Below are 25769 nucleotides of genomic sequence, written 5' to 3'. Positions count from 1 at the left end.
TTAGACAACTATAAAACCGTTACCGTTGGCACCAGTGGCAAAAGAGTATTACTCCCTTTAGGACAAGCACAAGTAACGATATCCCCCTGAAGAGCTACGGGGATATCGTTGAATGTCTGCAGATGCGGACCCAAGGGGGTGATTGCCCCGACTCCTTTACAAACCTGGCAGGAAGCTTTCATTCCGATCAGTGCAACCGGTAATCCTGCGATGGTGATCGTCGGAACACCTTCAAGTATTTTCCCGCCCGTTGTTGTTGGGCAGGTTTGAGTCATCATTGCTCTCATTGTTTATTCCTGAATTATTTTCTTAGGCATTGGCGGGTGTTGAGTTTTCAGCTGGAGACTCGGCTTCTGGTTCGTCTTCTTCTGCTTCAGGTACTTCGAATGAGCGAATAGCCAGGAAATCCACACTAATTGAGGAGGCCGGATCAACTTTTTGAATATCGTGAACCAGCCAAGTAAAAATTTCCTCTGGGGCGTTATCTGTTGAGGCAGGCATAGGTTTTTGCTGATAAGCACAAACGCTGTATTCCAGAAATTTTTTTGCCCGCCTGAATGCAGGAATATAAATCTTTGGGGCCACTCGCATTCGTGTCTCATTAGGGTTTGTCATCACACTATTAATAAACCAGCGCGCCTGATCTTTAACATCATCCAGCCAACCCCAATTGTTTTTCAGCGTTTCTCTGGCAAGATGATTGTCTGCTATTTTTTTCCGTAATTCGGGGTCTTCTGTCGATAATGTTATGGTGCTCATAATGTCTGCTTTTTCCGCATCTATTCTTTGCAGCTCTGTGCAATACAAATAGTACTGTTGACTAAGCCAGTTAAAATAGCTGTCAAGATGAGCATTTTGGGCATGAGTACTGAGTGTTTGGTAGCCGATGATAGACTGATAGCGTTTTGCCCAGTATTGTGCCGAACGGCCTTCAATGGTGTCGTTCATATAAAAATAATTTGCAACCGTCGCTGATAGCTCGGGCAAAGTTTGATAATCAGGGAAAGGTACGCCAGCCATATATGCGGTACGGTACATTTGATGCAGGGCCACCCTGCATAATTCAGCACTGGGTTTTTGTTCATCAGGCAGTAATCCGCCACCAATATCTTCACTACTTCCGGGTAGCAATATTTCTTGCCAGTTCCCCTTACCCAAAGAATAGATTCCACGCCATGGGCGACGCTCATGCGCAGCAACCAAATGTAGAGCATTGCGCACCATCGAAGGTAAGGGAGTATCCTGGTCGATAGATTTATCTCCCATAAAAAGACTTACGCTTTTTCCTGGAGTACCCAGCAAAGCGACATAATAATCCAACCCATTATTGCTACTAGCAGGGCTATGGCGTGAGCAATCAAAAAAACCAGCAAATATTATATCTACTGGAACTTTGTTATATAAATATTTTACTGGTACATCTTTTGTCACTTCTTTTTGGCAAATATCTTTAAGTAGATCATCGATGAATTTTCGCGCGAGGGTAGCACCAAGATCAAAACCAAAAATGGAAATGGAAATGTTTTTTATAGGGAGTGCGCTATTACTGTTGATTTTTTTAAAGAAATTTTCAAAACGAGTTTTCGCTGATGAAACTCTGGTGTCAACACCTGTTAGAAACATAGTTGACATAATTTTGCTATCTCGTAACCATGGTGTTGACTCAATGCTAACTTTAGTCATGATCTTACCCATTGCAGCGGTAGTGACCTTTTTCCATTCGAAAGGGTTACAAAGTTTCTTAAATTGATTATCCAGGATTTCATACCAGGATTTGCTTAATACTTCTTTGGCTGAGTCCTCAATAGCATCTTTTGGAATGCTTTTAACTTCATCAATAAATTTATCAATACTAACATCCATTGCTGCATGTAGTTTTGCAGAAAGTTCCTCTTTGAAAGGAGTACCCAGACCTGAAAAATAAAATTTATCAAAGCAGGAATTGTTCGTATTTGAGCTGCTATCCGGGTATGCCCGAAAAAGACGTGCAACATTACTGAGTCGATGTTCTATTGCATCTTGTTCAATATTACGTTCCACACCATCAAAAAATAACCCCAGGTGCCAGGTACGGCCACAAGAGTTTGAATGGCTATCTTCATTCTGTTGCGCCCGGTTGGCACTCGCAATCATTTGTTCCTTGTTCATTTAGTATTATTCCCTTTTTTATTCCTGTTTTCTGGCCGCTTTTCAAAGGGTGACCACGCATCACTACTCCACCCCAGTTTGACCTGATTATTTGGCAGGAAATGAACATGCAAATTGTCTTCCCCCCATTTTCTTTCTGGCAATGGCAGAGTTTTGTGGCGGGTTTCTTTACGCAAACCAGCATCATATTGTGTGCGTGTAGTACTTAGTGTCCATATAACTTCAGCTGTATCCCCTTCAATTGTTCCGCAGCATGTAAGAGCACCTCCCCCATGTGCAAAAGCATTTCCACCCGCGACACCATTAACGCTAAAACCAAGAATAGGACGATCTATCTCACTATGAATGATCAGTGCAACACCTCCAGTCGGTGGCCCAAAAAAGACATCCCAGGCAAGGTTCAGACCCCAGATTATTATCAGTAGAATTAACCCTCTGCACATCCAGCGGCTCCAGCGTGCCCAAAAGCGATGCAGCGCCGCATCTATTTTTTCTAGTCGGGAAAGTAAATTCATATTTTTGAGATCCTTAATATCACTCTGTCCTTTATTTATTTCTTAGTCTTTATTTCGGGCCGTATTTCAAAGGGTGACCATGCATCACGACTCCACCCCAGTTTGACCTGATCATTTGGCAGGAAATGAACATGCAAATTGTCTTCTCCCCATTTTCTTTCCGGCAATGGCAGAGTTTTAAGGCGTTTTTCCAGTCGCATTCCTTGTAAATATTGAGAATGAGTTATATCCAGTGTCCATATAACTTCAGCAGTATCACCTTCAATTGTTCCGCAGCATGTAAGAGCACCTCCCCCATGTGCAAAAGCATTTCCCCCCGCGACACCATTAACGCTAAAACCAAGAATAGGACGATCTATCTCACTATGAATGATCAGTGCAACACCTCCAGTCGGTGGACCAAAAAATACCGCCCAGGCAAGATTACCCCCCCAGATGACAACCAGAAGAATTAACCCTCTGCGTAACCAGCGACTCCAGCGAGCCCAGAAACGATTTAATGAAGCATCTATTTTTTCCAGTCGAGAAAGTAGACTCATAGTTAAGTCTCCTGAAGCAGTGCTTCGGTGAGAGTGATATTTCCCGCTGTAACTTTTTCGAGTGCTCGAGTCATATCAGATGATTGAATTTCTTTATTTCCGCCGCTCAAGTAATGCAGGGCGTATATTTTTTTATCAATGGGTCGTGATAACCCCGCTTGTTGAGCTTTATTGAGCGCCTTATGAACCATTGCACGCTGAATACATGCTGGGAAATGTTTACTCTGTGGTTGTTGTATCCAGATTCTTAACAAGGCGCTGACGTCGGTGTCACCGTTTAATAATTCCCAAAGAGCTTGATCGAGTTCAATGGTTTTGTGGGTCTTATCATATTCGGTGTTTAAAGCTGGTGTTAAAGATAATGGCCACCATTGTTGATCCATATTGGGAACAAACCATTTATCGATCCCGTTAAAAAGAGCCGAATATCCATTTAAATCGTTACGTTGCGATAAATGCTGTAATACATAAGGCGTATAGAATCGCAACAACAGACCTTTATCATCAGGAGATTTTACGATACATCCCCAGGATAATTGCTCTGCCAGTTGTGGTAACGCAAGGCTGGAAATGATGATCCCTCTCAGCGCACCTTGTTTATCCAGAACGTCTGGAATAGTGTCATTCAGGTCAGTAATCTTTATAAGCCATGGACCAACGGACACTAATGATTCAAGTTGTGGGTGAATAAAGAGAGATCTCATTCGGTCACTCGCAGATGCGCATATTTCTCGCAGCACTTTATTTTCAACTAATCCAGCTTCAAATAATGCATACGATGAAGCAGTAGCCTCTTTAGCCATATGGCTGACAATGAGTAATTCAGACAGTATCATTATGTTAGTTTCCACCCACTATTGCCGAATCTTCACGCATTGAATTCATCATGCATTCCAGGCATATATCTTCTTCGAGTTCAGGCCGAACCGTCATATCAGACGATTCGGCCTTATTTTTTCCCAATGTTAATTTTCCCTGAGAAGGCGTGAGTTCATCCGGGAGTTGCCCATTCCATTCAGTACCCTTACCCGGAGAACCCATCCCCATATTTACAATTGCACTGGTTTGGATGCCGCTGGCGTCAATTTTTATAAAGTTACCACCGGCTTGTAGTGTTAACTCGCATCCTGCATCAAGTGTGACTTTACTGCCTGCTTTGACGTGATATTCACTGCCATTTACTATCAGCATATTTTCTTCAGTTTTAATATGAAGAGTCTGTGAAACAGTGAGTGAGTAATCTTCTTTAACTAAATCACGTTTTTCGCTTTCAACTCGTAAATGATTTTCGCCTTTGATATGCATCAGCTGATTTTCACCTACCCAGAAAGCATCTCGATTATTGACTATCCGACTCATGTCCTTCTGGGCATGCATCGACAGCAGTTCCTGGCCGGTCTGGTCGTCAAACATTAATTCGTTGTAGCCATTACCCTTATACGTCTGCGAGCGTATCGCCATCTGGGTTTTAGTCCCCGGCAGGTCGCCCGGGGAGCGGTTAGCGGCGTGATAGGTTCGCCCGGTAATGATGGGCTGGTCCGGGTCGCCGTTGAGGAAATCGACAATCACTTCCTGGCCGACGCGCGGAATGGCGATGTTGCCGAAGCCGGTGCCTGCCCACGCTTGGGAGACGCGCACCCAGCACGAGCTTTCTTCGTTGCTTTTGTTATAGCGGTCCCAGGCAAATTTCACCGTCACACGTCCGTGCTCGTCGCAGTAGATTTCTTCCCCGGCCGGACCGGTGACAATGCCGATTTGCGGGCCGTCCACCAGCGGTTTCGGCAACGGTGTCGGGCGCCAGGTCTGGGTGGCCGGAATAACATAAAAGCGGTTGGTGAGCGTGGTGCCCTGGCCTGAACTGCCGATTTGCGCCTGCGGCTGGTTGCCGGAAATTTCGCTCGACACCACCTGCCACGGGCTGTTTAAATCCTCACGCGGATGGTCGGTGAGGGTGAACCAGCGCCCCGGCTGGAGCTGCGGGGAGTTGCTGGTGCCGCTGGCAAAATCGACGTTATTACGCCAGCCGTCCATCTGATATTTCGCAAAGTCCGCACCGTGCTGTTCATCCTTAAAACGCCCCGGATAGTCAAAAATTTCATAGTCCGGACGCTGATAAGACAGGTCTGCCCCTTCTTCCTGGTACTGCGCCTGCCAGCCGGGGGCGGTGAAGGTGTAATCCTTTGTGGTGACTTTTGCCGGGCGGATTTGCGCGCTGCGGCGAAAGGTGTTGATGCAGTAGGTGGACGATTCCGAGGCGGCATTCGGGTTGTACGGGAAAGCCCCGAGGCCGCGCAGGTTGCAGCGGTCATCGGTGAAGGTCAGTTTCTGGTCGCTGTCATCGAGATATTCATCCTCGAAGAAAAAAATGCCTTCTTCGGCGGCGAGGCGGGCGATGAAATCGTAATCCGATTCCATAAACTGCACGCAGAATTCCCGCGCCGGATGCGGACGACGCAACAGGGCGTCATGCGTGCGGATACGCATTTCTTTGAGCAGCTTTGCGAAGATGTACTGGATGTCGTAGTTCTGAAAACTGCGGCAGTTCTGCCGTTGTGAACTGCGCCAGAACTCGGGGCGTACCGTCATGCGGTAGAGCGTCTGGTGTTTGCCGGAATCGCCCTGCTCGCAGAAGGTGACGATACCGCGCACCCGGCGCTTGATCACATCGCCCTGCCAGATGGTGAGCAGCGCGAATTCATCGAGAATAGCTTTAAAGCCAATCGCCGGGTCATTGCAGGCGACGGTGATCTCCAGGCTGAACAGGGAAGAGAGAGACTGCTTTAATTTAAAGCCCACCACCGCGAAGGTGTCCGCAGGAGTGCGCCCCGCGATGAAGGTAAAGCGGGTGCCGTCTGAGGCCATAATATAAATCCTTTTATCATCACACCATTGATACATCGTTTTTATCGGAATAAAAATAGATGCAAGTATATTGGTGCGCTGAGTATTGATAGGCTTTTAAATTTAAGCAACGATAAGATATGTTTGTAATAAGATTAATTTGCGGGGTATTTGGGAGGTGAATATAAACTATAGGATTGATAGTTTTTATATGTAAAATTAAAGGAGGAGGCTGACAATCAACCTATTAAATATAATAAGTTGATTGTGTTAATTAGCGTGGCTGTATAAACATTTAAGTATTTCTAAGGATAAATATCAAAATACGTAATAAGTTAATCTTCGTCAAAACCTGCATTGAACAGCGCGATAACAGCGTTCAATGCTTGTTCTTCTTCAGGCCCGGTGACTTCAATTTCAATGTGGCCACCTTTGGCTGAATCCAGCATCAGTAGTGCAATGACACTATTAGCTTCGGCTTCGGTGCCAGCCTCGTTACGCAATATCACTTCGGCATCAAAACTTTGCACAAGTTCGAATAGTTTCATAGCCGGGCGCGCATGCATGCCCAGCTTATTGGTGATCTCAACGGTTTGTTTTACGGTCATGGTTTGCGTTTTTCCAGCGTACGGTGACGGGACTGCACGTTTTTCCCACGTGAGCGGAAATAGTCTGCCAACTGCTCTGCAATATAAACCGAACGGTGTTTACCGCCAGTACAACCAATCGCTACAGTCAAATAGCTGCGGTTGTTGGTTTCCAGCATCGGTAACCAAAGCTCAAGATAGCTACGCGTCTGGTAGATAAAGTTGTGTACTTCGGTATGACGATCAAGGAACGCTGCAACAGGCCTGTCGAGACCCGTCATTGGACGCAGTTTTGGATCCCAGTGCGGGTTTGGCAGGAAGCGCACGTCAAATACGTAATCTGCATCAATCGGAATGCCGTGCTTAAAGCCGAAGGATTCGAAGACCATCGTCAATTCACGTTCACGCTTGCCGAGCAGACGAGTCCGCAGCATTTCCGCGAGTTCATGCACCGACATTTCAGAGGTGTCGATGATTAAATCGGCTCTGGATTTCAACGGTTCCAGCAGATCGCTTTCTTCATCAATCGCACTCTCCAGCGACAAGTTTTTACTGGAAAGCGGGTGTAAACGACGTGTGTCGCTATAACGACGAATCAGCGTGTTGCGATCGGCATCGAGGAACAGCAATTGTGGAGAAAATGAATCAGGTAGATTGGTCATCGCCTGTTCAAAAATTTCCGGGTTTTCCGGCATGTTACGCACGTCGATGCTGACTGCCGCAGAAATCTGTCGCTCTGCGAGAGTTTTGGCAAGATCAGGCAACAGCACCACTGGCAGGTTATCTACACAGTAGAATCCCATATCTTCTAGTGCACGCAAGGCTACAGACTTCCCTGAACCAGAGCGGCCGCTGACAATCATCAGCACCATTTTATCACTCCCCCAACTTCTCTTGCTGTGGCACGCACATGACCGCAGCCAGATTATTCACTTTCACTACCATGTTCGGTTTCGGTAATGATCTGATAAAGCTCTTCATCGCTCTGCGCTGAACGCAGGCGTCGGCAAATCGTTTTGTCCGCGAGACGTTTTGCTACCAAAGACAAAGTGTGCAAATGTGTTTTTGTCTGATCGGCCGGAACAAGTAGCGCAAACATCAGGTCGACCGGCTGATTATCAATAGCATCAAACGCGATAGGGGTTTCCAGTTTAATAAACACCCCTACGGCGCGGGTGGTATCTTCTTCCAGTTTTCCGTGAGGAATGGCGATACCATTGCCGATACCGGTACTACCCATTCGCTCACGCGTCAGTACCGCCTCAAAAACGACTTGAGGTGGCAGACCGAGCTGTTTCGCCGCGAGTTCACTGATAATTTCCAGCGCACGCTTCTTACTTTGGCAATGTACATTGCTACGGGTACATTCTTTGTTCAGGACATTACTAAGTTGTAGAGCAGAATCGTTGTTCATCATAAGTTCACCTAAGCACTCTGTTGTGGCAACGGCTCGTTACTTCCGTAACGAGCCGTGAATGCCAAAACCGTTGCCTGGATTATCAGTGTTGTTTTAGTTTATCTTTATGTTTGGTTAACTGGCGCGCCAGTTTATCAATCAGACCGTCAATCGCTGCATACATATCCTGCCCTTCAGCGCTGGCATGTATTTCACCACCATTGATATGAAGTGTTGCGTCGGCAATATGCGTGACTTTTTCCACTTTTAACACAATATAGACTTGGTTAATCCTATCGAAGTACTGCTCCAGTTTGGCAAACTTCGTGCTCACAAAATCGCGCAGTGCGTCAGTGATTTCGACGTTTTGTCCTGTAATGTTGAGCTGCATAGTGTCTTCCTTATCGGTTAAGTCACACCAGTTGTTTACGCTGGTTTGACGGTGGTATGGATAAAGACTCTCGGTACTTCGCAACAGTGCGGCGTGCCACCATGATCCCCTGATCCGATAGCATAGTCGTTAACTTGCTATCACTCAGCGGTTTCGCAGGGTTTTCCGCAGCAATTAATTTCTTCACCAAAGCCCGAATAGCCGTGGAGGAGGCTTCACCGCCGCCCTCGGTATTGACATGACTTGAGAAGAAATACTTCAATTCAAAAATGCCTCGCGGACTGTGCAAATACTTTTGCGTGGTCACGCGGGAAATAGTGGATTCGTGCATTTCGACCACTTGGGCGATATCAGCAAGAACCATCGGTTTCATATGCTCTGCACCGAACTCAAAAAAGCCTTGTTGCTGTTCAACGATGCAGCGGCTAACCCGCAGCAAGGTATCATTGCGGCTTTCAAGGCTTTTGATCAGCCACTTCGCTTCTTGCAGGTTACTACGAATAAATTGTGAGTCGCTGTCATTGCGGGCATTGGTGCCCATAGCAGCGTACTGTTGATTTATTTTTAGACGTGGGATGCTGTCGGCGTTGAGTTCTACCGTCCAGCGGCCCTGAGTTTTTTTGACCAACACATCAGGGATTACATACTCTGGTTCGCTGGTCTGAATGGACTGGCCCGGACGAGGATCAAGCGACTGAATCAGGCACATCGCCTCTTTCAGTACTTCTTCTTTCAGACGCGTGACGCGCATCAGGCTGCGGAAATCATGGTTGGCGAGCAAGTCGAGATGTTCGCTAACAATAAGGCGAGCTTCGGCTAGCCAAGGTGTTTCCCGCGCGAATTGTGAAAGCTGTATCAGGAGGCAATCACGAAGGTCGCGTGCGGCGACGCCGACAGGATCGAAGCGTTGCACGCGTTTGAGCACCGCTTCCACTTCGTCGAGGGTGATTTCTTCATCACCCATGCTTTCGAGAATTTCATCCAGCGAAACGGTCAGATAGCCCATTTCGTCAACGGCATCAACAATAGACGTTGCAATCGCGGTGTCGGTATCAGAAAACGGGGTGAGATCGACCTGCCACATCAGGTAATCCTGGAGTGACTGGGTGGTTTCTCCCTGATAAACCGGTAACTCGTCGTCTATATAGTCAGTTCCGGTTCCCGATGGCGTACCTGCGGTGTAAATTTCGTCCCAGCTGGTGTCCAACGGTAACTCGTCGGGCATCTCTTTTTGTTCGAGTGCCTCACGAGTATCTAACGCTTCATTTTCACGAACTTCCTGAGTTTCAATTTCTTCATGCAGATCGGTTTGCTCAAGCAGCGGGTTACTTTCCAGTGCTTGCTGAAGTTCCTGCTGTAATTCTAACGTCGACAGCTGCAACAGACGAATTGCCTGCTGTAACTGTGGCGTCATAGCAAGTTGTTGGCTGAGCCGTAATTGCAAACCTTGCTTCATATTCAGAGCGAACTTCCTCAGGTGTAATCGTTAATTATTCCTACCCTATCAGAGTCTGAACTCTTCGCCCAGATACACGCGTTTAACATGCTCGTCTTCCAGGATCTCAGCTGGAGTGCCATGGGCGATTAAATGGCCCTGGCTTACGATGTAAGCGCGTTCACATACGGCTAACGTTTCGCGTACGTTATGGTCAGTTATCAGCACCCCAAGCCCGCTGTCGCGTAAATGCTCGATGATTCGCTTGATGTCGATAACGGAAATTGGGTCAACACCTGCAAAAGGTTCATCCAAAAGAATAAATTTTGGATTTGCAGCCAATGCGCGAGCAATTTCAACACGGCGACGCTCACCACCGGACAAAGATTGCCCGAGGCTATTACGCAAATGCTCAATGTGGAACTCTTCCATTAGCTCATTAGCGCGGTCTTCACGCTGCTCGGTAGAAAGATCATCGCGGATTTGCAGCACGGCCATTAAGTTATCGAACACGCTTAAACGGCGGAAAATAGACGCTTCTTGAGGCAAGTACCCAATGCCACGTCGTGCACGTGCATGAAGCGGCAGCAGGCTGATGTCTTCATCATCAATAATAATGTTGCCCGCATCACGCGGAACAATACCGACCACCATATAAAAAGTGGTGGTTTTCCCTGCACCGTTAGGGCCGAGCAAACCGACAATCTCACCTGATTTAACGGTCAGACTGACGTCTTCTACAACGCGGCGGCCTTTGTAGGCTTTCGCGAGATTTTTTGCAATTAAAGTAGCCATAACGAATTAGTTACTCTTTTTCTGCGCAGGGGCGGGTGCCGGAGCCTTGCCGTCTTTTTTCTGCAACTGAGAAGGAACCAGAACGGTCGTAACGCGTTTACCTTTTTCGCTAAAGGCCTGCATTTTCTGCTCTTTAACGAGGTAAGTAATTTTGTCGCCTTTGATATTGCTATCGACCTGCTCCAGATAGGCATTGCCGGTCAGCACGACAAAATCGTTTTGCAGCTCATAGTGCATAGTCGATGAGTGGCCGCTAACGGGTTTGCCGCTATCTTGCATCTGATAGAAAGTGGCTGGATTACCGTAGCCATCAATCACTTCTTTACCTTGCTCGCCGCCGGGGCGTGTGACAACGACTTTATCGGCATTAATCTTGATACTACCTTGCGTCACAACCACATTGCCGGTGAAGGTGACGACGTTGCCTTGCATATCCAGCGACTGTTGGTCAGATTCAATGTGAATCGGCTGATCGGTATCACCGGTCAGCGCAAATGCCGAAAAACTGGCGGCTAAAAGCGTACTGGTCAGTACTAAATTACGGCTGAGTTTGTTTATTCTGGATTTCATAGGATGTTCTAACCTTTTCAATCAGCTCGGCATTTTTGCTGCGTAAATTACCACGCATTTTGAGGCCGGTGGAGTTAAAGCTGGTTCCGTACAAGGTTACCTGGTCATCAGAGGCAACATCCTGAGTGACTAAATTAACCTGCGCATTATCCGTGGTAATTTTGCGTAGCTGCGAATCTGGCGTCAGAGCTGTAAGCACCACATTCCCATACAGATACAGCATCCGATCGTTAGTAAGTTTGGCGCGATCTGCTCGTAATGACCAGGTGGCGACTTTGTTTTCGTCGTATTGCGTCATCACCGGATTGGTGAACCACGAAACGGCGGTTTCGGAAAAATATTCAACGTGCTCAGCAACCAGTCGGTAATTTAAAGCCCCTTCAGGACTGTAGGCGAGAGTCGTGGAATGTTCACTTTTATAGGTTGGTTCATTCGTGTTCACTGTTGGAGGCGCAACGGCGTCTTTGTCGACCAGATTCACACCGATCAAAATCAGCACCAGCAATGAAAGCAGGATGATAACCCAACGTCTGGTCTTACTCATATAGATAGCCCTTTGGCCTCATCAAGCTTACCTTGTGCCAGTAACAGCAAGTCGCAGACTTCACGCACTGCTCCACGGCCGCCAGCAATACGCGTCACGTAGTCGGCACGAGGAATGAGTAAAGGATGTGCATCCGATACCGCAACGCTCAAACCGACTTTTGCCATCACAGGCCAGTCGATTAAATCATCACCCACATAAGCCACGTGTTCAGCTGGGATTGCGAGCTTATCTAAAAGATCCTGAAAAGCCACAAGCTTATCGGACTGACCTTGATAGAGATGCTTGATACCCAGCGTTTCACAGCGGTCTTCAAGCAATTTTGCTTTACGACCGGTAATAATCGCGACGTTTATATTTGATGTCAGCGCACAGCGAATACCATAGCCATCACGCACATTGAATGCTTTCAGCTCTTCGCCACTGTTGCCCATATAAATCAGGCCATCAGACATCACACCGTCAACGTCTAAAATGAGCAGGCGCACATTAGCGGCCCGCTCCATAACGCGCGCACTTACCGGCCCATAACAAGTGGCAAGAGACGCTTCATGGTTACTCATTAAGGCTAATCCTTTGTTAAACCACGCCTGCGCGTAGCATGTCATGCATATGTACCACACCGAGTAGTTGGTCGCCATCTGCAACCAATACCGAGGTAATATGGCGAGACTGCATCAAATTCAATGCATCAACCGCCAGGACTGTTGGGCGAACGCGAATTCCGCCGACGGTCATGACATCTGCGATATTCAGGGTGTGGAGATCTACGCCCATATCAAAGACACGACGTAAGTCACCATCCGTGAAGATCCCTTCGATTTTCATCAGGTCATCACAGATTACGGTCATCCCCATATTTTTACGCGTTATTTCCAGCAGTGCATCACGCAATGAAGCATCTTTACTGACATGCGGTATTTCATCGCCGCTGTGCATGATGTCGCTGACACGTAATAACAGTTTACGACCCAATGCGCCGCCTGGGTGAGAAAGTGCAAAATCTTCTGCGGTAAAGCCGCGGGCTTTGAGCATCGCAACAGCAAGTGCGTCACCCATGACCAATGTGGCAGTGGTGCTTGATGTCGGAGCCAGGCCCAGCGGGCAGGCTTCTTGTGGCACTTTCACGCACAGATGGATATCCGCCGCTTTCCCCATCGAACTTTCGGGACGGCTGGTGATGCAAATGAGTGGCACATGCAAGCGTTTGAGAACGGGGATCAGCGCCAGAATTTCGTTCGACTCGCCAGAGTTTGAAATAGCGATGACAATATCTTGCGCGCTCACCATGCCGAGATCGCCGTGACTGGCTTCACCAGGATGGACGAAGAACGAAGGTGTGCCGGTACTGGCAAACGTCGCGGCCATCTTTTTACCGATGTGCCCTGACTTGCCCATGCCCATAACGACCACTTTGCCCTGGCAATAGAACATTCTTTCACAGGCTTGCGTGAAATCTGAATTGATGTATTGCTCAAGCTGATCCAGGCCTTCACGTTCGATCTTCAGGACATCTCTGCCTGCTTGTTGAAAGTCAAAACCCGGTTGTAAATTAATCTGTGACATAATTTCCGTTCCGTTTTACCCAACGACCGGTGATGCAAGTAACCACAGCACCGCAATCCATACGAAGAAGCTACATGTTAACAGAGCACCAGCAGTCTTGCCGATAGAGCGACGCTTACGCCAGCAAAGTACGGCGAAAATGGCACTAACAATCAACATGACCCAATAGTCCCGAGCAAAAGCGAGCGGGTCTATTTCGCCAGGCGCGATTAACGCCGGAATGCCCAGCACCAGAACAATATTGAAAATATTCGAGCCAATGATATTACCAATCGCAATATCATCTTCACCTTTACGGGCTCCAGCGATCGTCGTGGCTAACTCTGGCAGGCTCGTGCCGACCGAAATAATCGTCAGGCCAATCACTAATTCGCTCACACCAAAGTAATGAGCCAGCACGCTGGCGTTATCGATAACCATGCGTGTCGCCATCGGCATAATGATTAGGGCGACGGCCAGCCATAAAAACGCAACAGGGCGATTACCTTCTCTGGGAAGTTCTGCCAGTTGCTCGCGCGTTAAATTGTCAGAGCCTTCATGTCCGGCGAGGCGTGCTATTTTAATGGTAAACAGCAGATACGCTATCGCTACAGCAATCAAAATTAAGCCATCGACGCGGCTTAACTGATTATCAAAAAGCAGCCAGCCAATAATTGCACTGACGACTAACATTAGGGGCAATTCGCGACGAAGAATATCGGAATTCACGGTAAATGGGTGTAAAAGCGCCGCTAAGCCGAGAATCAGCAGAATATTGGTGATATTCGAACCCAGTGCTGTCCCCACCGCCAGATTCAATTGACCATGAAGGGCGGCAGAGCTTGCGACGAGAAGTTCAGGCAACGAAGTCCCGATGCTGACGACTGTTAAACCGATAAGCAGTGGTGGAACCCCAAAACTACGGCAAAGAATGGACGCGGCAAACACCAGCCGGTCGGCGCCATAGACGACCAAAAGCAAACCAATGATTAACAGAGCTGTAGCTAACAGCATTCAAAATCCTTTATTCAGGTATAATCGCCGGTCTTGTGCTGTGAAAGTACCGGCAGAGCGTACAGATCTGTAGGGCTGAGCATAATTCTTAATTCTGACTTTATGCGGCAGAAAAGTAAAACAAATGCCAGTTTTCGCTAATCGGGACGGGTAATATTCTGTAAAAATGATGGGTTGGAACTGAGTTTCCGTTCAATGCCTCGTCCGTGAACTTGATAAAAGGAAAGATGATGAGCCAGGCGCAGACGAATCTGGTCGAAATTCGCGGTGTTAGTTTTACCCGCGGCAGTCGGCGCATCTTTGACAATATTTCACTGAACGTGCCGCGTGGCAAGATTACCGCCATCATGGGGCCTTCAGGTATTGGTAAAACAACACTACTGCGGTTGATCGGTGGACAAATTCAGCCCGACAGCGGTGAAATCCTGTTTGACGGTGAAAATGTACCCGCGATGTCGCGCTCACGTTTATACACTGTTCGCAAACGCATGAGTATGCTGTTTCAATCCGGCGCGCTGTTTACCGATCTCAATGTCTTTGAAAATGTTGCATATCCTCTTCGGGAGCACCGCCGCTTACCGGAAGAGTTGCTGCGTAGCACCGTGATGATGAAGCTTGAAGCGGTTGGATTACGTGGAGCCGCTAAACTGATGCCTAACGAGCTGTCTGGCGGTATGGCCCGACGGGCAGCACTTGCCCGTGCCATCGCACTCGAACCCGATTTGATTATGTTTGATGAGCCATTCGTTGGCCAGGACCCTATTACTATGGGGGTATTGGTAAAACTGATTTCAGAATTAAACAGTGCGTTGGGTGTGACCTGTATTGTAGTTTCCCACGACGTGCCTGAAGTGCTTAGCATTGCCGATTATGCCTATATTGCGGCGGATCAGCACATAGTAGCCGAAGGGACTCCAACAGCTTTGCGTGAAAATAGCGATCCACGTGTACGTCAATTCCTCGATGGTATTGCCGATGGACCTGTACCGTTCCGTTATCCGGCAGCGGATTATCGGGATGACTTATTATCAGAAACAGGGAGTTAAGTTGCTCATGCTCTTTAATGCACTGGCATCGTTCGGGCGGCGGGGATTGAAAACCTGCGCGTCATTTGGCCGGGCCGGGATAATGCTTGTTAATGCGGTGGTGGGGAAACCGGAATTCCGCAAACATGCGCCATTACTCATTCGCCAGATTTACAATGTAGGCGTTTTGTCGCTGCTAATCATCATTGTGTCAGGCCTATTCATCGGCATGGTTCTTGGTCTGCAAGGTTATTTAGTTCTGACAACTTATAGTGCGGAATCAAGTCTCGGCATGTTGGTCGCATTGTCGCTACTGCGTGAACTTGGGCCTGTTGTTGCAGCTCTTTTATTTGCCGGGCGCGCAGGTTCAGCGTTGACTGCGGAAATTGGCCTGATGAAAGCGACAGAGCAACTCTCGAGTATGGAGATGATGGCGGTTGACCCGGTGCGTCGCGTCGTTTCACCTCGATTTTGGGCCGGTGTCATTTCGTTGCCACTGCTGACGCTTATCTTTGTCGCTGTGGGTATCTGGGGTGGCGCATTGGTTGGCGTTAACTGGAAGGGAATTGATGCAGGGTTCTTCTGGTCTGCGATGCAAAATGCCGTCAACTGGCGTACCGATCTGGTTAACTGTGTCATCAAGAGTGTGGTGTTCGCGATAACAGTGACCTGGATTGCATTATTCAATGGCTACGATGCCATTCCTACGTCCGCAGGGATTAGCCGGGCAACAACACGTACCGTTGTGCATGCCTCACTGGCCGTTTTAGGTCTGGATTTTGTGCTCACAGCACTGATGTTTGGGAATTAAGTTCATGCAAACTAAGAAATTTGAAACTGGGGTTGGCGCATTTTTAATTATCGCATTGGCTGCCATCGTCTTCTTGTGCCTGAAAGTGGCAAATGTCACTTCGTTACGCAGTGAGCCAACATACCGGGTATATGCGACTTTCGATAACATCGGTAGCCTGAAAACGGGTTCTCCGCTGCGCCTCGGTGGTGTGGTGATTGGTCGTGTTGACGATATTACACTTGATCCGAAAACGTACTTACCTCGCGTCACCATGGATATCGAAACACGCTATGACCGCATCCCGGATACCAGCTCGCTGGCGATCCGCACCTCGGGTTTACTGGGTGAGCAATATCTTGCCCTTAACCTCGGTTTTGATGACCCTGAGCTTGGGTCATCTATCCTTAAAGAAGGCGGTACGATTCAGGACACTAAATCAGCGCTGGTACTGGAGGACCTGATTGGTCAGTTCCTGTATAAGAGCGGCAATGGTGATAATAAGAATTCAGGGGATACCCCTTCGCAGAATTCAGAGAATAATAGCGCAGAGCCACAGCCTGGCACGACGCACTAATCTAAGAGGACGAGTGTTATGTTTAAACGACTTATTATGATTGCTATGTTGGTTATCGCACCGCTGGCGCATGCCGTGGATCAGAGCAATCCTTACAAGCTGATGGGCGAAGCGGCGCAAAAAACGTTTGATCGTCTCAAAAACGAACAACCTAAAATCCGTCAAAATCCTGACTATCTGCGCGAGATCGTGGGTCAGGAGCTTCTGCCGTATGTGCAGGTTAAATACGCAGGTGCGCTGGTATTAGGTCGTTACTATAAAGATGCAACGCCTGCGCAGCGTGAAGCCTATTTCAAAGCATTTGAAGAGTATCTGAAACAGGCTTACGGCCAGGCACTTGCTATGTATAACGGGCAATCTTATCAAATCGCCCCAGAGCAACCGCTGGGTAATGCCACCATTATTGCTATTCGCGTCACTATCATTGACCCGAATGGGCGTCCACCGGTGCGTCTTGATTTCCAGTGGCGTAAGAACAGCCAGACAGGCAACTGGCAGGCTTACGATATGATTGCTGAAGGTGTAAGTATGATCACCACCAAACAAAATGAGTGGAGCGATATCCTACGCACCAAAGGGATTGAAGGTTTGACGGCTCAACTGCAATCAATCTCTAAACTGCCAATCACTCTGGAAAATAAAAAGTAATGGCCGACGAGCTTAGCTGGCAGTGTGAATCTGAAACCTTGCATCTGACAGGTGAGTTGGACAGCGATACCGTGGGGCCGTTATGGCGTCAGCGTGAGCAAATCATGGCGGGTATCAAGGTTTTGAATCTTTCAGGCCTTTCGCGCGTAGATACCTCAGGTTTAGCGCTGCTGATTCATCTTGTGGCCTTTGCTCGACGCCAAAATGTGGAGGTTGAGCTTCAGGGTGCTAGCGATAACCTTCAGACTTTGACCAAACTTTATAACCTACCTGAAGACATCCTTCCTGCTTTTGCAGGCTAGTGTTTTCATAGCGTTACTATCATTGCCCCTGATCTAATTAGATCAGGGGCTTTTTGCTTATTTAAGCCAGCGCCACTTTCCTCTAAGATGTGTGGCTTGTTTCATTAATCGACGAATTATATCCCATGGAAAATCATGAAATTCAGACAGTGCTGATGAACGCACTGCCCCTACAGGAAGTCCACGTCTCAGGCGATGGCAGCCATTTTCAGGTGATTGCGGTGGGTGAGTTATTCGCCGAGTTAAGTCGCGTGAAGAAGCAACAAACAGTTTATGCGCCATTGATGGAACTGATTGCAGATAACCGTATTCATGCGGTTTCCATCAAGACCTATACTCCGCAAGAGTGGGATCGCGATCGTAAACTTAATGGTTTTTGAGCAATTCGCCACGGCGGGTTGTAACGATTTGAATTTAATAGAGAGCAGTTTCAATGGATAAATTTCGAGTTCACGGGCCAACCCGACTGAGTGGTGAAGTGACGATCTCCGGGGCGAAGAATGCCGCTCTGCCGATCCTCTTTGCCGCTCTATTGGCCGAAGAGCCAGTTGAGATTCAAAACGTTCCAAAACTGAAAGACATTGATACCACAATGAAGCTGTTAAGCCAGTTGGGTACCAAAGTTGAACGTAACGGTTCAGTGTGGATCGACGCCAGTGAAGTTAATATTTTCTGTGCGCCGTACGACCTGGTGAAAACCATGCGTGCTTCTATCTGGGCGCTTGGGCCGTTGGTTGCACGTTTTGGCCAGGGTCAGGTTTCTTTACCTGGTGGCTGTGCAATCGGCGCACGTCCAGTCGATTTGCACATTACAGGTCTTGAACAGCTTGGTGCGGAAATCAAACTGGAAGAAGGCTACGTTAAAGCTTCCGTTAATGGCCGTCTGAAAGGCGCGCATATCGTGATGGATAAAGTAAGCGTTGGCGCTACTGTTACCATCATGAGTGCTGCAACGCTTGCTGAAGGCACCACCATCATCGAAAACGCTGCCCGCGAACCGGAAATCGTTGATACGGCGAACTTCCTGAATACTCTGGGTGCGAAAATCACCGGTGCAGGTACTGACCGCATTACTATCCAGGGCGTTGAACGCCTCGGTGGCGGTGTTTATCGCGTCGTGCCTGACCGTATTGAAACCGGGACTTTCCTGGTTGCTGCGGCCATTTCTGGTGGCAAAATTGTTTGCCGTAATGCTCAACCAGACACGCTTGATGCCGTGCTGGCGAAACTACGCGAAGCTGGCGCTGATGTAGAAGTTGGCGAAGACTGGGTGAGCCTGGATATGCACGGCAAACGTCCAAAAGGCGTGACAATCCGTACTGCACCACACCCTGGTTTCCCAACCGATATGCAGGCTCAGTTTACCCTGTTGAACCTGGTGGCTGAAGGTACGGGCGTTATCACTGAAACCATCTTTGAAAATCGTTTCATGCATGTTCCTGAGCTTATCCGTATGGGCGCTCATGCAGAAATCGAGAGCAATACCGTGATTTGCCACGGCGTTGAAAAACTGTCTGGTGCGCAAGTGATGGCAACAGATCTGCGTGCTTCGGCAAGCCTGGTTCTGGCGGGTTGTATCGCCGAAGGAACGACAGTTGTTGACCGTATTTACCACATCGATCGTGGCTACGAGCGCATTGAAGATAAACTTCAAGCGTTAGGTGCGCAGATTGAACGCGTGAAAGGTAGTGGCAGCGGCGAATAAATTTTTCTGCTGATACTCAAAAAGAGAAAACCGGGCTTGCCCGGTTTTTTTATCGTTTACGCATCAAACAAGCTCGATCAATAAACTGATCGGTTTGCGGATCGTAATAACGAGAGGGCCAAATTACCCACGGCGAAATATCTAACGCTTGTGCGATGATTAACTCACCTTTGGGCCAGGGGCGCGTCAACGCGTTAGCCAGCGTCGATGAACTCAGGCCTGCTTTCCTTGATTCAGCTGCCAGAGATGTTCCCCGTTTACGTAACCCTGCGATGATGTCTGCTGGGTGCCAGTCAGAATTTTTACTTTCCATGTTTCTCCCTGAAACCGCTTCGTTTTACCGGTTTACTCAAGAGCATTTATAACATGACAATCACCCAAAAGATTCCAATAAATAACGTAAAAAATTAAATCTGCGTGAGCCCACACAAAGTGAATGAAAATCAATGAAAACAGATTGCTATGAGGTGAGCGAGCGAGGTGGTGGATAAATTTATTGGAAACTTAACGCGCCATTAAAATGGCGCGCCAGGAAGTTTAACGGTCGCGTTGAACAGCCATATGAGCAAGAGCAATTAAAGCCTCTTTATGCTCACTTTCTGGAAGAACGGCTAAAGCCGCAATCGCTTTATCCGCTTCTTGCTCTGCGCGTAATTGAGTCCACTCGAGAGAACCACAGGCCGCCATCGCATCCAGTACGGGTTGAAGTAAATGACGCCCGTTGCCTTGCTCAATGGCTTCACGAATCATTTTTTCTTGCTCTGCATTACCGTTACGCATTGCGTGCAGCAACGGAAGAGTCGGTTTGCCTTCATTCAGGTCATCACCAACATTCTTGCCCAGCGTTTGCCCGTCGGCACTGTAGTCAAGCAGGTCGTCAATCAGCTGGAAAGCGGTTCCCAGATAACGACCATAGTCCTGCAATGCTTTCTCTTGCTCTTCAGTGGCATCGGCCAAAATACCGGAACATTGCGCGGCTGCTTCAAACAAACGTGCCGTTTTGCTGTAAATCACCCGCATGTAACTTTCTTCTGTAATATCGGGATCATTGCAGTTCATCAATTGCAGAACTTCACCTTCGGCAATCACGTTTACCGCTTCGGACATGACCTCAAGTACCTTGAGCGAGCCGAGTTGCGTCATCATCTGGAAGGCACGGGTATAAATAAAATCACCCACCAATACGCTGGCAGCGTTGCCAAATGCGGCATTGGCTGTAGCCTTTCCGCGGCGCATGTCTGATTCATCCACCACATCATCATGCAGCAGCGTTGCGGTATGGATAAACTCAATGAGCGCAGCAATATTGACATGCGCGTTGCCCTGATAACCCAGCGCGCGAGCAGCAAGAACGGCGATCATTGGACGGATACGTTTACCACCGCCACTGACGATGTAATACCCTAATTGATTGATCAATTGGACATCTGAGTTCAACTGCTCAAGGATGACCGCATTGACTCCCGCCATATCTTGCGCGGTTAACTCATTAATTTTTTCTAAATTCATCGCAAAAGTCTGGCTTAAAGTCCTGTTTACCACATGTCTTTACGGAATCACGTGAGGGTAGAGGAGTAATAATGTAGTACAGATTGTACTGAAAAAACGAGGCAGATAAACGGCTGGTGTGATGTTGCGTTTTTTTTCTACCATGTTTCATGACAGGGCTTGTCAAAGGCTCTCGTTTTGCGTAATATTCGCGCCCTATTGTGAATATTTATAGCGCCACCTGAAACATACGTAAGGTGCGTGCGGAAAGCGGAGTTTTATATGTACGCGGTTTTCCAAAGTGGTGGTAAACAACACCGAGTAAGCGAAGGTCAAACCATTCGCCTGGAAAAGCTGGACATCGCAACTGGCGAAGCAGTTGAGTTCGCAGAAGTTCTGATGATCGCTAATGGTGAAGAAATCAAAATCGGCGTTCCTTTCGTCGATGGCGGCGTAGTTAAAGCTGAAATTGTTGCTCATGGTCGTGGCGAGAAAATTAAGATTGTTAAGTTTCGTCGTCGTAAACACTACCGTAAGCAGCAGGGTCATCGTCAGTGGTTCACTGATGTGAAAATCACCGGCATCAGCGCTTAATACAGGGGAGCATATTAAATGGCACATAAAAAGGCTGGCGGCTCTACTCGTAACGGTCGCGATTCCGAAGCTAAACGTCTGGGCGTAAAACGTTTCGGCGGTGAAGCAGTTCTGGCAGGCAGCATTATCGTTCGTCAACGTGGTACTAAATTCCACGCGGGCACCAACGTAGGTTGCGGCAAAGATCATACTCTGTTCGCTTTGACTGACGGTAAAGTTAAGTTCGAAGTTAAAGGTCCGAAAAACCGTAAATTCATCAGCATCGTTGCTGAATAAGTTTTTCGCGTCCCGGTAACGGATAAAAGCCCCGCAACACGTTGCGGGGCTTTTTACATTCTGCGACCGGTAAATCAATGAAGTATATTCTTCAGATTTCGGGTTGCAGGAATAGAAAATGAAACAGCAGGCAGGCATTGGCATTCTGTTGGCACTGACTACAGCAATATGCTGGGGTGCTTTGCCAATCGCGATGAAACAAGTCCTGACGGTAATGGAACCGCCGACAGTCGTCTTTTATCGCTTCCTGATGGCCAGTTTGGGTTTAGGTACTATTCTCGCTATACGCGGGAAATTACCGCCCTTGCGCCTGTTCCGAAAACCACGTTGGTTGGTATTACTTGCCATCGCAACGGGGGGATTGTTCGGTAACTTCTTGCTGTTTAGTTCGTCTTTGCAGTACTTGAGTCCAACGGCATCTCAGGTTATTGGCCAGCTTTCCCCAGTGGGAATGATGGTGGCAAGTGTGGTTGTGCTTAAAGAGAAAATGCGCGGCACACAGGTCATCGGCGCCATAATGCTGCTTTGTGGCTTGGTGATGTTCTTTAACACTAGCCTGATAGAAATTTTTACCCGCCTGACAGATTACACCCTTGGGGTGATTTTTGGTGTTCTGGCGGCGACAGTGTGGGTCACCTATGGTGTGGCGCAGAAGGTATTATTACGCCGCCTGGCCTCGCAACAGATCCTCTTTTTGCTGTACACTTTATGTACTCTTGCGCTTTTGCCGCTGGCTCAGTTGGATAAAGTCTTCCAACTCAGTCAATGGCAACTGGCATGTTTAGTTTTCTGTGGCCTGAATACACTGGTTGGGTATGGGGCACTGGCAGAAGCCATGGCACGGTGGCAGGCGGCACAGGTTAGCGCCATTATTACGCTAACCCCGCTGTTTACTTTGCTATTTTCAGATTTATTAGCGTTAGCCTGGCCCGATTTCTTCGCCATGCCGATACTTAACCTCGTGGGTTATTTCGGCGCGTTCGTCGTGGTTGCAGGTGCAATGTATTCAGCCATTGGTCACCGTCTTTGGGGACGTTGGCGCAAAACCGAAGCTGTTCTTCCAGTACAACGTTCGGGCGAATGATTTACGGAGAAGTAAAATGAAGTTTGTTGATGAAGCAACGATCCTGGTCGTAGCAGGTGATGGCGGTAACGGCTGCGTTAGCTTCCGTCGTGAAAAATATATTCCCAGGGGCGGCCCGGACGGTGGTGATGGCGGCGATGGCGGCGATGTGTGGCTTGAGGCGGATGAAAACCTCAATACCCTAATCGACTATCGCTTTGAAAAATCTTTCCGCGCTGAACGTGGTCAAAATGGCCAGAGCCGTGATTGCACCGGTAAACGTGGTAAAGACATCACCGTAAAAGTCCCAGTAGGTACGCGTGTAATTGACCAGGGCACTGGCGAAACCATGGGTGATATGACCCAGCATGGTCAGAAGCTGATGGTAGCTAAGGGCGGTTGGCACGGTCTGGGTAACACCCGTTTCAAATCCTCTGTAAACCGTACCCCACGTCAGAAAACCATGGGTACGCCGGGTGAGAAGCGTGATATTCAGCTTGAGCTGTTGCTGCTGGCTGACGTCGGCATGCTTGGCTTGCCGAATGCGGGTAAATCCACTTTTATCCGTTCTGTCTCTGCGGCTAAACCAAAAGTAGCGGACTATCCGTTCACCACATTAATCCCAAGCCTTGGCGTTGTTCGTATGGATAACGAGAAGAGCTTTGTGGTTGCCGATATTCCAGGGTTGATTGAAGGTGCCGCTGACGGTGCAGGCCTTGGTATTCGCTTCCTGAAACACCTTGAGCGTTGCCGTGTGTTATTGCACCTCATCGATATCGCGCCAATTGATGAATCTGATCCGGTTGAAAATGGCCGTGTCATCATTGGTGAACTGGAAAAATACAGCGAGAAACTTGCTGAGAAGCCACGCTGGTTGGTCTTCAACAAATGCGATTTGATGAGCAAAGAAGACGCAGAAGCGCGTGCGAAAGAAATTGCTACTGCGATGGGTTGGGAAGAGAAGTACTACCTGATTTCAGCGGTTAATCGCGAAGGCGTTAATGCACTTTGCTGGGATGTGATGGACTTTATCATTGCTAACCCGAAAGTTGCCGAGCTTCAACCTGTCGCGCCAGAGAAAGTCGAGTTTATGTGGGATGATTATCATCAGCAGCAACTCGATGCGGTGGAAGCAGAGGAAGACGAAGACTGGGATGACGACTGGGATGAAGATGACGACGAAGGCGTCGAAATCATCTATCAGAAATAAAACGTTATCTAATAAAAAGCCGGGAAATTTCCCGGCTTTTTTATGTCTCAATTATTGGTTTTGCGCTGGGATCCAGCAGTTGGCTTGCAGGCCAATGCCATCCGCTCCGCTATCTAACGTCAATTTCCCGTTATGAAGATGAACAATACGCTGGACAATATTCAGTCCCAGCCCGCTGCCACCATAGCGTTGATCCATACGGCGGAAGGGATCGGTTATCGTCTGGCGATGTTCTTCCTCAATACCTGGTCCCTGGTCGGAAACCCCCAGCACTGCGCCATTTCCCTGAGTCACTAATGACACCGTGATGGTGCTTTCTGTTGGGCTATAGCGGGATGCATTTTCCATCAAGTTCCGCAACATCAGGCGAAGCAGCACTGCATCTCCTTGCACCATATCAGCACTTTCGTTTGGCCAGATAATGTTTTGCCCACGCAGGGCAATCATCTCCTCCATTTCCATTTTGAGCGGGGCGATGATGTCGCGATTCCAGTTCAATGTATCGTAATGACCGCTTGCCAGCGCTTGCCCGGCACGCGAGAGCATCAACAACTGTTCAATGGTATGCATGAGCTGATCGATGCGCTCCAGCAGCATAGGGGCTTGCTGAACGCCTGAGTTAGCCATTAACTCCAGGTGCAAACGCAGGCCAGCCAGTGGCGTGCGTAATTCGTGGGCGGCATCAGCAGTAAATAAACGTTCCTGCTGGATAGTATTGTCCAGACGTGCCAGCAACTGGTTTAGCGAATTAGTTACAGCCACCATCTCATCCATGTCTGAATACATAGGCAGAGGTGACAGGTTGTCGGCCGATCGATTAGCAAGGCTGGTGCGCAGGCGATTCAACGGACGTGTAATCCAGGTGATTGCCCAGAATGAGAAGAATAGCGTGAATCCAATCATCACCAGAGAAGGAACCAACAAAGATGCAATCGCCTCCCGGATTTCCTTCTCTACATGCTGGTTTCGAGCTTTGGCTGATAGCGTTTCACTGACCAGGAAACTGATTTGCTCACGGCTTTCATGCCACAACCAAATAACGCTGATTAACTGGAAAAACAGCAAGATAAGCGCGAGGAGAATCATTAGCCTCTGGCGCATACTGTTCATTTTCGACTCTCCAGCCGATAGCCCACGCCACGTACGGTTTTGATTCTGTCCTTGCCTAATTTACGCCTGAGATTGTGAATATGTACCTCAAGCGTATTGGAGCCAGGATCGTCCTGCCAGCTGTAGATATCTTGCTGTAATGTCTCGCGGTGTACCGTCTGCCCGATACGCATCATCAAGCGTGTCAGTAATGCGAATTCTTTAGGTGTGATCTCGACGGGGTTATCTTGCAATAATACCTGCTGAGTTTGCAGGTTGAGCGTCAGGTCATCATGCTGGAGAAGGTTATCGCTGTGGCCTTGATAACGGCGAATTAGCGCCCGGGTGCGGGCTTGTAACTCGGCTAAAGCAAAGGGTTTAACCAGATAATCATCAGCGCCTGAGTCCAGGCCATTAACACGGTCTTCCAGCGCATCACGTGCTGTAAGTATTAGCACTGGCGTGCTAATACTGCGACGGCGCCACTGCCTGAGCAGCGTAGCGCCATCTTTGTCCGGCAGGCCAAGATCAAGGATTACCATGCCGTATTCACCGCTTTCAATCAGCGCATCTGCTTCAGCAGCTGTTGTTGCGCAATCCAGAGCATAACCCTCGCTGTTCAGTGCCAGCACCAGGCCTTCCCGTAACAGTAAATCGTCTTCAACAATCAGCAGTTTCATAA

The 25769-nt window shown here is 48.3% G+C and carries 32 protein-coding genes; 11 read left to right on the top strand and 21 right to left on the bottom strand.

Annotated features, from left to right (window positions below):
- Positions 1 to 8 precede the first annotated feature (8 nt).
- The 17 genes from GBAG_RS18120 to GBAG_RS18040 all read right to left on the bottom strand — a co-directional run bounded on the left by GBAG_RS18120 (position 9) and on the right by GBAG_RS18040 (position 14320).
- Positions 9 to 278, bottom strand: a complete 270-nt coding sequence (locus GBAG_RS18120) for a PAAR domain-containing protein (RefSeq protein WP_246864890.1) — start codon at positions 276 to 278, stop codon at positions 9 to 11.
- Between the two features lie 31 nt (positions 279 to 309).
- Complete coding sequence (locus GBAG_RS18115; RefSeq protein WP_034498871.1) at positions 310 to 2148, bottom strand: DUF2235 domain-containing protein; 1839 nt, start codon at positions 2146 to 2148, stop codon at positions 310 to 312.
- Positions 2145 to 2663: a DUF3304 domain-containing protein gene (locus tag GBAG_RS18110; protein ID WP_034498870.1), complete on the bottom strand. Its 519-nt coding sequence runs from the start codon at positions 2661 to 2663 to the stop codon at positions 2145 to 2147. The genes GBAG_RS18115 and GBAG_RS18110 overlap by 4 nt, the downstream gene beginning before the upstream one ends.
- Before the next feature lie 35 nt (positions 2664 to 2698).
- On the bottom strand, positions 2699 to 3202 hold the full coding sequence (locus GBAG_RS18105) for a DUF3304 domain-containing protein (RefSeq protein WP_034498869.1): 504 nt from the start codon (positions 3200 to 3202) through the stop codon (positions 2699 to 2701).
- A gap of 2 nt (positions 3203 to 3204) precedes the next feature.
- Entirely contained in the window at positions 3205 to 4038 is an 834-nt protein-coding gene (locus GBAG_RS18100; protein WP_051873753.1) for a DUF4123 domain-containing protein, read from the bottom strand.
- A 4-nt stretch (positions 4039 to 4042) separates the two neighbouring features.
- On the bottom strand, positions 4043 to 6064 hold the full coding sequence (gene tssI, locus GBAG_RS18095) for a type VI secretion system tip protein TssI/VgrG (RefSeq protein WP_051873752.1): 2022 nt from the start codon (positions 6062 to 6064) through the stop codon (positions 4043 to 4045).
- Positions 6065 to 6378: 314 nt separating this feature from the next.
- On the bottom strand, positions 6379 to 6651 hold the full coding sequence (npr, locus tag GBAG_RS18090) for a PTS phosphocarrier protein NPr (RefSeq protein WP_034498868.1): 273 nt from the start codon (positions 6649 to 6651) through the stop codon (positions 6379 to 6381).
- Entirely contained in the window at positions 6648 to 7502 is an 855-nt protein-coding gene (gene rapZ, locus GBAG_RS18085) for an RNase adapter RapZ (RefSeq protein ID WP_034498867.1), read from the bottom strand. Before rapZ ends, npr begins: the two co-directional genes overlap by 4 nt.
- Positions 7503 to 7555: 53 nt before the next feature.
- Entirely contained in the window at positions 7556 to 8047 is a 492-nt protein-coding gene (gene ptsN / locus GBAG_RS18080) for a PTS IIA-like nitrogen regulatory protein PtsN (RefSeq protein WP_034498866.1), read from the bottom strand.
- An 82-nt stretch (positions 8048 to 8129) separates the two neighbouring features.
- Positions 8130 to 8417: a ribosome hibernation promoting factor gene (gene hpf, locus GBAG_RS18075; protein ID WP_034498864.1), complete on the bottom strand. Its 288-nt coding sequence runs from the start codon at positions 8415 to 8417 to the stop codon at positions 8130 to 8132.
- Between the two features lie 22 nt (positions 8418 to 8439).
- The gene (gene rpoN, locus GBAG_RS18070; protein WP_034498862.1) at positions 8440 to 9873 is read right to left on the bottom strand and encodes an RNA polymerase factor sigma-54; all 1434 of its coding nucleotides are present in this window, start codon (positions 9871 to 9873) and stop codon (positions 8440 to 8442) included.
- Positions 9874 to 9921: 48 nt separating this feature from the next.
- On the bottom strand, positions 9922 to 10647 hold the full coding sequence (gene lptB, locus GBAG_RS18065; protein ID WP_034498860.1) for an LPS export ABC transporter ATP-binding protein: 726 nt from the start codon (positions 10645 to 10647) through the stop codon (positions 9922 to 9924).
- Positions 10648 to 10653: 6 nt separating this feature from the next.
- The gene (lptA, locus tag GBAG_RS18060; protein ID WP_034498858.1) at positions 10654 to 11217 is read right to left on the bottom strand and encodes a lipopolysaccharide ABC transporter substrate-binding protein LptA; all 564 of its coding nucleotides are present in this window, start codon (positions 11215 to 11217) and stop codon (positions 10654 to 10656) included.
- The gene (lptC, locus tag GBAG_RS18055; RefSeq protein ID WP_034498856.1) at positions 11186 to 11761 is read right to left on the bottom strand and encodes an LPS export ABC transporter periplasmic protein LptC; all 576 of its coding nucleotides are present in this window, start codon (positions 11759 to 11761) and stop codon (positions 11186 to 11188) included. The genes lptA and lptC overlap by 32 nt, the downstream gene beginning before the upstream one ends.
- Positions 11758 to 12324 (bottom strand): 3-deoxy-manno-octulosonate-8-phosphatase KdsC, encoded by a 567-nt coding sequence (gene kdsC, locus GBAG_RS18050; protein WP_034498854.1) that lies wholly within the window; start codon positions 12322 to 12324, stop codon positions 11758 to 11760. Before kdsC ends, lptC begins: the two co-directional genes overlap by 4 nt.
- 16 nt (positions 12325 to 12340) lie before the next feature.
- Complete coding sequence (gene kdsD, locus GBAG_RS18045) at positions 12341 to 13327, bottom strand: arabinose-5-phosphate isomerase KdsD (RefSeq protein WP_034498852.1); 987 nt, start codon at positions 13325 to 13327, stop codon at positions 12341 to 12343.
- Positions 13328 to 13342: 15 nt separating this feature from the next.
- A complete protein-coding gene (locus GBAG_RS18040) occupies positions 13343 to 14320 on the bottom strand; it encodes a calcium/sodium antiporter (protein ID WP_034498850.1) in 978 nt (325 codons plus the stop codon).
- A gap of 230 nt (positions 14321 to 14550) precedes the next feature.
- Here GBAG_RS18040 and mlaF point away from each other — a divergent pair, with 230 nt between their 5' ends.
- From mlaF to murA, 7 genes are all read left to right on the top strand, one after another.
- Positions 14551 to 15366, top strand: coding sequence for a phospholipid ABC transporter ATP-binding protein MlaF (gene mlaF, locus GBAG_RS18035; protein WP_034498848.1), 816 nt, complete (start codon positions 14551 to 14553; stop codon positions 15364 to 15366).
- Between the two features lie 7 nt (positions 15367 to 15373).
- The gene (gene mlaE / locus GBAG_RS18030) at positions 15374 to 16156 is read left to right on the top strand and encodes a lipid asymmetry maintenance ABC transporter permease subunit MlaE (RefSeq protein WP_034498957.1); all 783 of its coding nucleotides are present in this window, start codon (positions 15374 to 15376) and stop codon (positions 16154 to 16156) included.
- A gap of 4 nt (positions 16157 to 16160) precedes the next feature.
- Entirely contained in the window at positions 16161 to 16712 is a 552-nt protein-coding gene (gene mlaD / locus GBAG_RS18025; RefSeq protein WP_034498847.1) for an outer membrane lipid asymmetry maintenance protein MlaD, read from the top strand.
- A gap of 18 nt (positions 16713 to 16730) precedes the next feature.
- A complete protein-coding gene (gene mlaC, locus GBAG_RS18020) occupies positions 16731 to 17360 on the top strand; it encodes a phospholipid-binding protein MlaC (protein ID WP_034498845.1) in 630 nt (209 codons plus the stop codon).
- Positions 17360 to 17662, top strand: coding sequence for a lipid asymmetry maintenance protein MlaB (mlaB, locus tag GBAG_RS18015; RefSeq protein WP_034498843.1), 303 nt, complete (start codon positions 17360 to 17362; stop codon positions 17660 to 17662). Before mlaC ends, mlaB begins: the two co-directional genes overlap by 1 nt.
- A 125-nt stretch (positions 17663 to 17787) precedes the next feature.
- Positions 17788 to 18042, top strand: coding sequence for a BolA family iron metabolism protein IbaG (gene ibaG / locus GBAG_RS18010; protein WP_034459734.1), 255 nt, complete (start codon positions 17788 to 17790; stop codon positions 18040 to 18042).
- 53 nt (positions 18043 to 18095) lie between these two features.
- On the top strand, positions 18096 to 19367 hold the full coding sequence (murA, locus tag GBAG_RS18005) for a UDP-N-acetylglucosamine 1-carboxyvinyltransferase (RefSeq protein ID WP_034498841.1): 1272 nt from the start codon (positions 18096 to 18098) through the stop codon (positions 19365 to 19367).
- Between the two features lie 49 nt (positions 19368 to 19416).
- Here murA and sfsB read toward each other — a convergent pair whose 3' ends face one another.
- A complete protein-coding gene (sfsB, locus tag GBAG_RS18000; RefSeq protein ID WP_034498839.1) occupies positions 19417 to 19680 on the bottom strand; it encodes a DNA-binding transcriptional regulator SfsB in 264 nt (87 codons plus the stop codon).
- 224 nt (positions 19681 to 19904) lie between these two features.
- Positions 19905 to 20876 (bottom strand): octaprenyl diphosphate synthase, encoded by a 972-nt coding sequence (gene ispB, locus GBAG_RS17995; RefSeq protein ID WP_034498838.1) that lies wholly within the window; start codon positions 20874 to 20876, stop codon positions 19905 to 19907.
- A gap of 261 nt (positions 20877 to 21137) precedes the next feature.
- Here ispB and rplU point away from each other — a divergent pair, with 261 nt between their 5' ends.
- From rplU to cgtA, 4 genes are all read left to right on the top strand, one after another.
- Positions 21138 to 21449, top strand: coding sequence for a 50S ribosomal protein L21 (gene rplU, locus GBAG_RS17990; RefSeq protein ID WP_034498836.1), 312 nt, complete (start codon positions 21138 to 21140; stop codon positions 21447 to 21449).
- Between the two features lie 18 nt (positions 21450 to 21467).
- Entirely contained in the window at positions 21468 to 21725 is a 258-nt protein-coding gene (gene rpmA, locus GBAG_RS17985; protein ID WP_024549632.1) for a 50S ribosomal protein L27, read from the top strand.
- Between the two features lie 118 nt (positions 21726 to 21843).
- Positions 21844 to 22809 carry a DMT family transporter gene (locus GBAG_RS17980; RefSeq protein ID WP_034498835.1) on the top strand — a complete coding sequence of 322 codons (966 nt, stop codon included), beginning with the start codon at positions 21844 to 21846 and terminating at the stop codon, positions 22807 to 22809.
- 16 nt (positions 22810 to 22825) lie between these two features.
- Positions 22826 to 23998, top strand: coding sequence for an Obg family GTPase CgtA (gene cgtA, locus GBAG_RS17975; RefSeq protein WP_034498833.1), 1173 nt, complete (start codon positions 22826 to 22828; stop codon positions 23996 to 23998).
- Positions 23999 to 24049: 51 nt separating this feature from the next.
- On the opposite strand, the gene pmrB is transcribed toward cgtA, so the two are convergent.
- Positions 24050 to 25108 (bottom strand): two-component system sensor histidine kinase PmrB, encoded by a 1059-nt coding sequence (pmrB, locus tag GBAG_RS17970; RefSeq protein ID WP_034498832.1) that lies wholly within the window; start codon positions 25106 to 25108, stop codon positions 24050 to 24052.
- Positions 25105 to 25767: a two-component system response regulator PmrA gene (pmrA, locus tag GBAG_RS17965; protein ID WP_034498830.1), complete on the bottom strand. Its 663-nt coding sequence runs from the start codon at positions 25765 to 25767 to the stop codon at positions 25105 to 25107. The genes pmrB and pmrA overlap by 4 nt, the downstream gene beginning before the upstream one ends.
- Positions 25768 to 25769 lie beyond the last annotated feature (2 nt).

Source organism: Buttiauxella agrestis ATCC 33320, from assembly GCF_000735355.1.
Lineage (GTDB): Bacteria > Pseudomonadota > Gammaproteobacteria > Enterobacterales > Enterobacteriaceae > Buttiauxella > Buttiauxella agrestis.
This window is presented reverse-complemented; position numbering and strand designations above follow the sequence as displayed.

Coding starts and splice junctions, on each gene's coding strand:
- GBAG_RS18120 (WP_246864890.1), bottom strand. CDS start 278: ATGATGACTCAAACCTGCCCAACAACAACGGGCGGGAAAATACTTGAA.
- GBAG_RS18115 (WP_034498871.1), bottom strand. CDS start 2,148: ATGAACAAGGAACAAATGATTGCGAGTGCCAACCGGGCGCAACAGAAT.
- GBAG_RS18110 (WP_034498870.1), bottom strand. CDS start 2,663: ATGAATTTACTTTCCCGACTAGAAAAAATAGATGCGGCGCTGCATCGC.
- GBAG_RS18105 (WP_034498869.1), bottom strand. CDS start 3,202: ATGAGTCTACTTTCTCGACTGGAAAAAATAGATGCTTCATTAAATCGT.
- GBAG_RS18100 (WP_051873753.1), bottom strand. CDS start 4,038: ATGATACTGTCTGAATTACTCATTGTCAGCCATATGGCTAAAGAGGCT.
- tssI (WP_051873752.1), bottom strand. CDS start 6,064: ATGGCCTCAGACGGCACCCGCTTTACCTTCATCGCGGGGCGCACTCCT.
- npr (WP_034498868.1), bottom strand. CDS start 6,651: ATGACCGTAAAACAAACCGTTGAGATCACCAATAAGCTGGGCATGCAT.
- rapZ (WP_034498867.1), bottom strand. CDS start 7,502: ATGGTGCTGATGATTGTCAGCGGCCGCTCTGGTTCAGGGAAGTCTGTA.
- ptsN (WP_034498866.1), bottom strand. CDS start 8,047: ATGATGAACAACGATTCTGCTCTACAACTTAGTAATGTCCTGAACAAA.
- hpf (WP_034498864.1), bottom strand. CDS start 8,417: ATGCAGCTCAACATTACAGGACAAAACGTCGAAATCACTGACGCACTG.
- rpoN (WP_034498862.1), bottom strand. CDS start 9,873: ATGAAGCAAGGTTTGCAATTACGGCTCAGCCAACAACTTGCTATGACG.
- lptB (WP_034498860.1), bottom strand. CDS start 10,647: ATGGCTACTTTAATTGCAAAAAATCTCGCGAAAGCCTACAAAGGCCGC.
- lptA (WP_034498858.1), bottom strand. CDS start 11,217: ATGAAATCCAGAATAAACAAACTCAGCCGTAATTTAGTACTGACCAGT.
- lptC (WP_034498856.1), bottom strand. CDS start 11,761: ATGAGTAAGACCAGACGTTGGGTTATCATCCTGCTTTCATTGCTGGTG.
- kdsC (WP_034498854.1), bottom strand. CDS start 12,324: ATGAGTAACCATGAAGCGTCTCTTGCCACTTGTTATGGGCCGGTAAGT.
- kdsD (WP_034498852.1), bottom strand. CDS start 13,327: ATGTCACAGATTAATTTACAACCGGGTTTTGACTTTCAACAAGCAGGC.
- GBAG_RS18040 (WP_034498850.1), bottom strand. CDS start 14,320: ATGCTGTTAGCTACAGCTCTGTTAATCATTGGTTTGCTTTTGGTCGTC.
- mlaF (WP_034498848.1), top strand. CDS start 14,551: ATGAGCCAGGCGCAGACGAATCTGGTCGAAATTCGCGGTGTTAGTTTT.
- mlaE (WP_034498957.1), top strand. CDS start 15,374: ATGCTCTTTAATGCACTGGCATCGTTCGGGCGGCGGGGATTGAAAACC.
- mlaD (WP_034498847.1), top strand. CDS start 16,161: ATGCAAACTAAGAAATTTGAAACTGGGGTTGGCGCATTTTTAATTATC.
- mlaC (WP_034498845.1), top strand. CDS start 16,731: ATGTTTAAACGACTTATTATGATTGCTATGTTGGTTATCGCACCGCTG.
- mlaB (WP_034498843.1), top strand. CDS start 17,360: ATGGCCGACGAGCTTAGCTGGCAGTGTGAATCTGAAACCTTGCATCTG.
- ibaG (WP_034459734.1), top strand. CDS start 17,788: ATGGAAAATCATGAAATTCAGACAGTGCTGATGAACGCACTGCCCCTA.
- murA (WP_034498841.1), top strand. CDS start 18,096: ATGGATAAATTTCGAGTTCACGGGCCAACCCGACTGAGTGGTGAAGTG.
- sfsB (WP_034498839.1), bottom strand. CDS start 19,680: ATGGAAAGTAAAAATTCTGACTGGCACCCAGCAGACATCATCGCAGGG.
- ispB (WP_034498838.1), bottom strand. CDS start 20,876: ATGAATTTAGAAAAAATTAATGAGTTAACCGCGCAAGATATGGCGGGA.
- rplU (WP_034498836.1), top strand. CDS start 21,138: ATGTACGCGGTTTTCCAAAGTGGTGGTAAACAACACCGAGTAAGCGAA.
- rpmA (WP_024549632.1), top strand. CDS start 21,468: ATGGCACATAAAAAGGCTGGCGGCTCTACTCGTAACGGTCGCGATTCC.
- GBAG_RS17980 (WP_034498835.1), top strand. CDS start 21,844: ATGAAACAGCAGGCAGGCATTGGCATTCTGTTGGCACTGACTACAGCA.
- cgtA (WP_034498833.1), top strand. CDS start 22,826: ATGAAGTTTGTTGATGAAGCAACGATCCTGGTCGTAGCAGGTGATGGC.
- pmrB (WP_034498832.1), bottom strand. CDS start 25,108: ATGAACAGTATGCGCCAGAGGCTAATGATTCTCCTCGCGCTTATCTTG.
- pmrA (WP_034498830.1), bottom strand. CDS start 25,767: ATGAAACTGCTGATTGTTGAAGACGATTTACTGTTACGGGAAGGCCTG.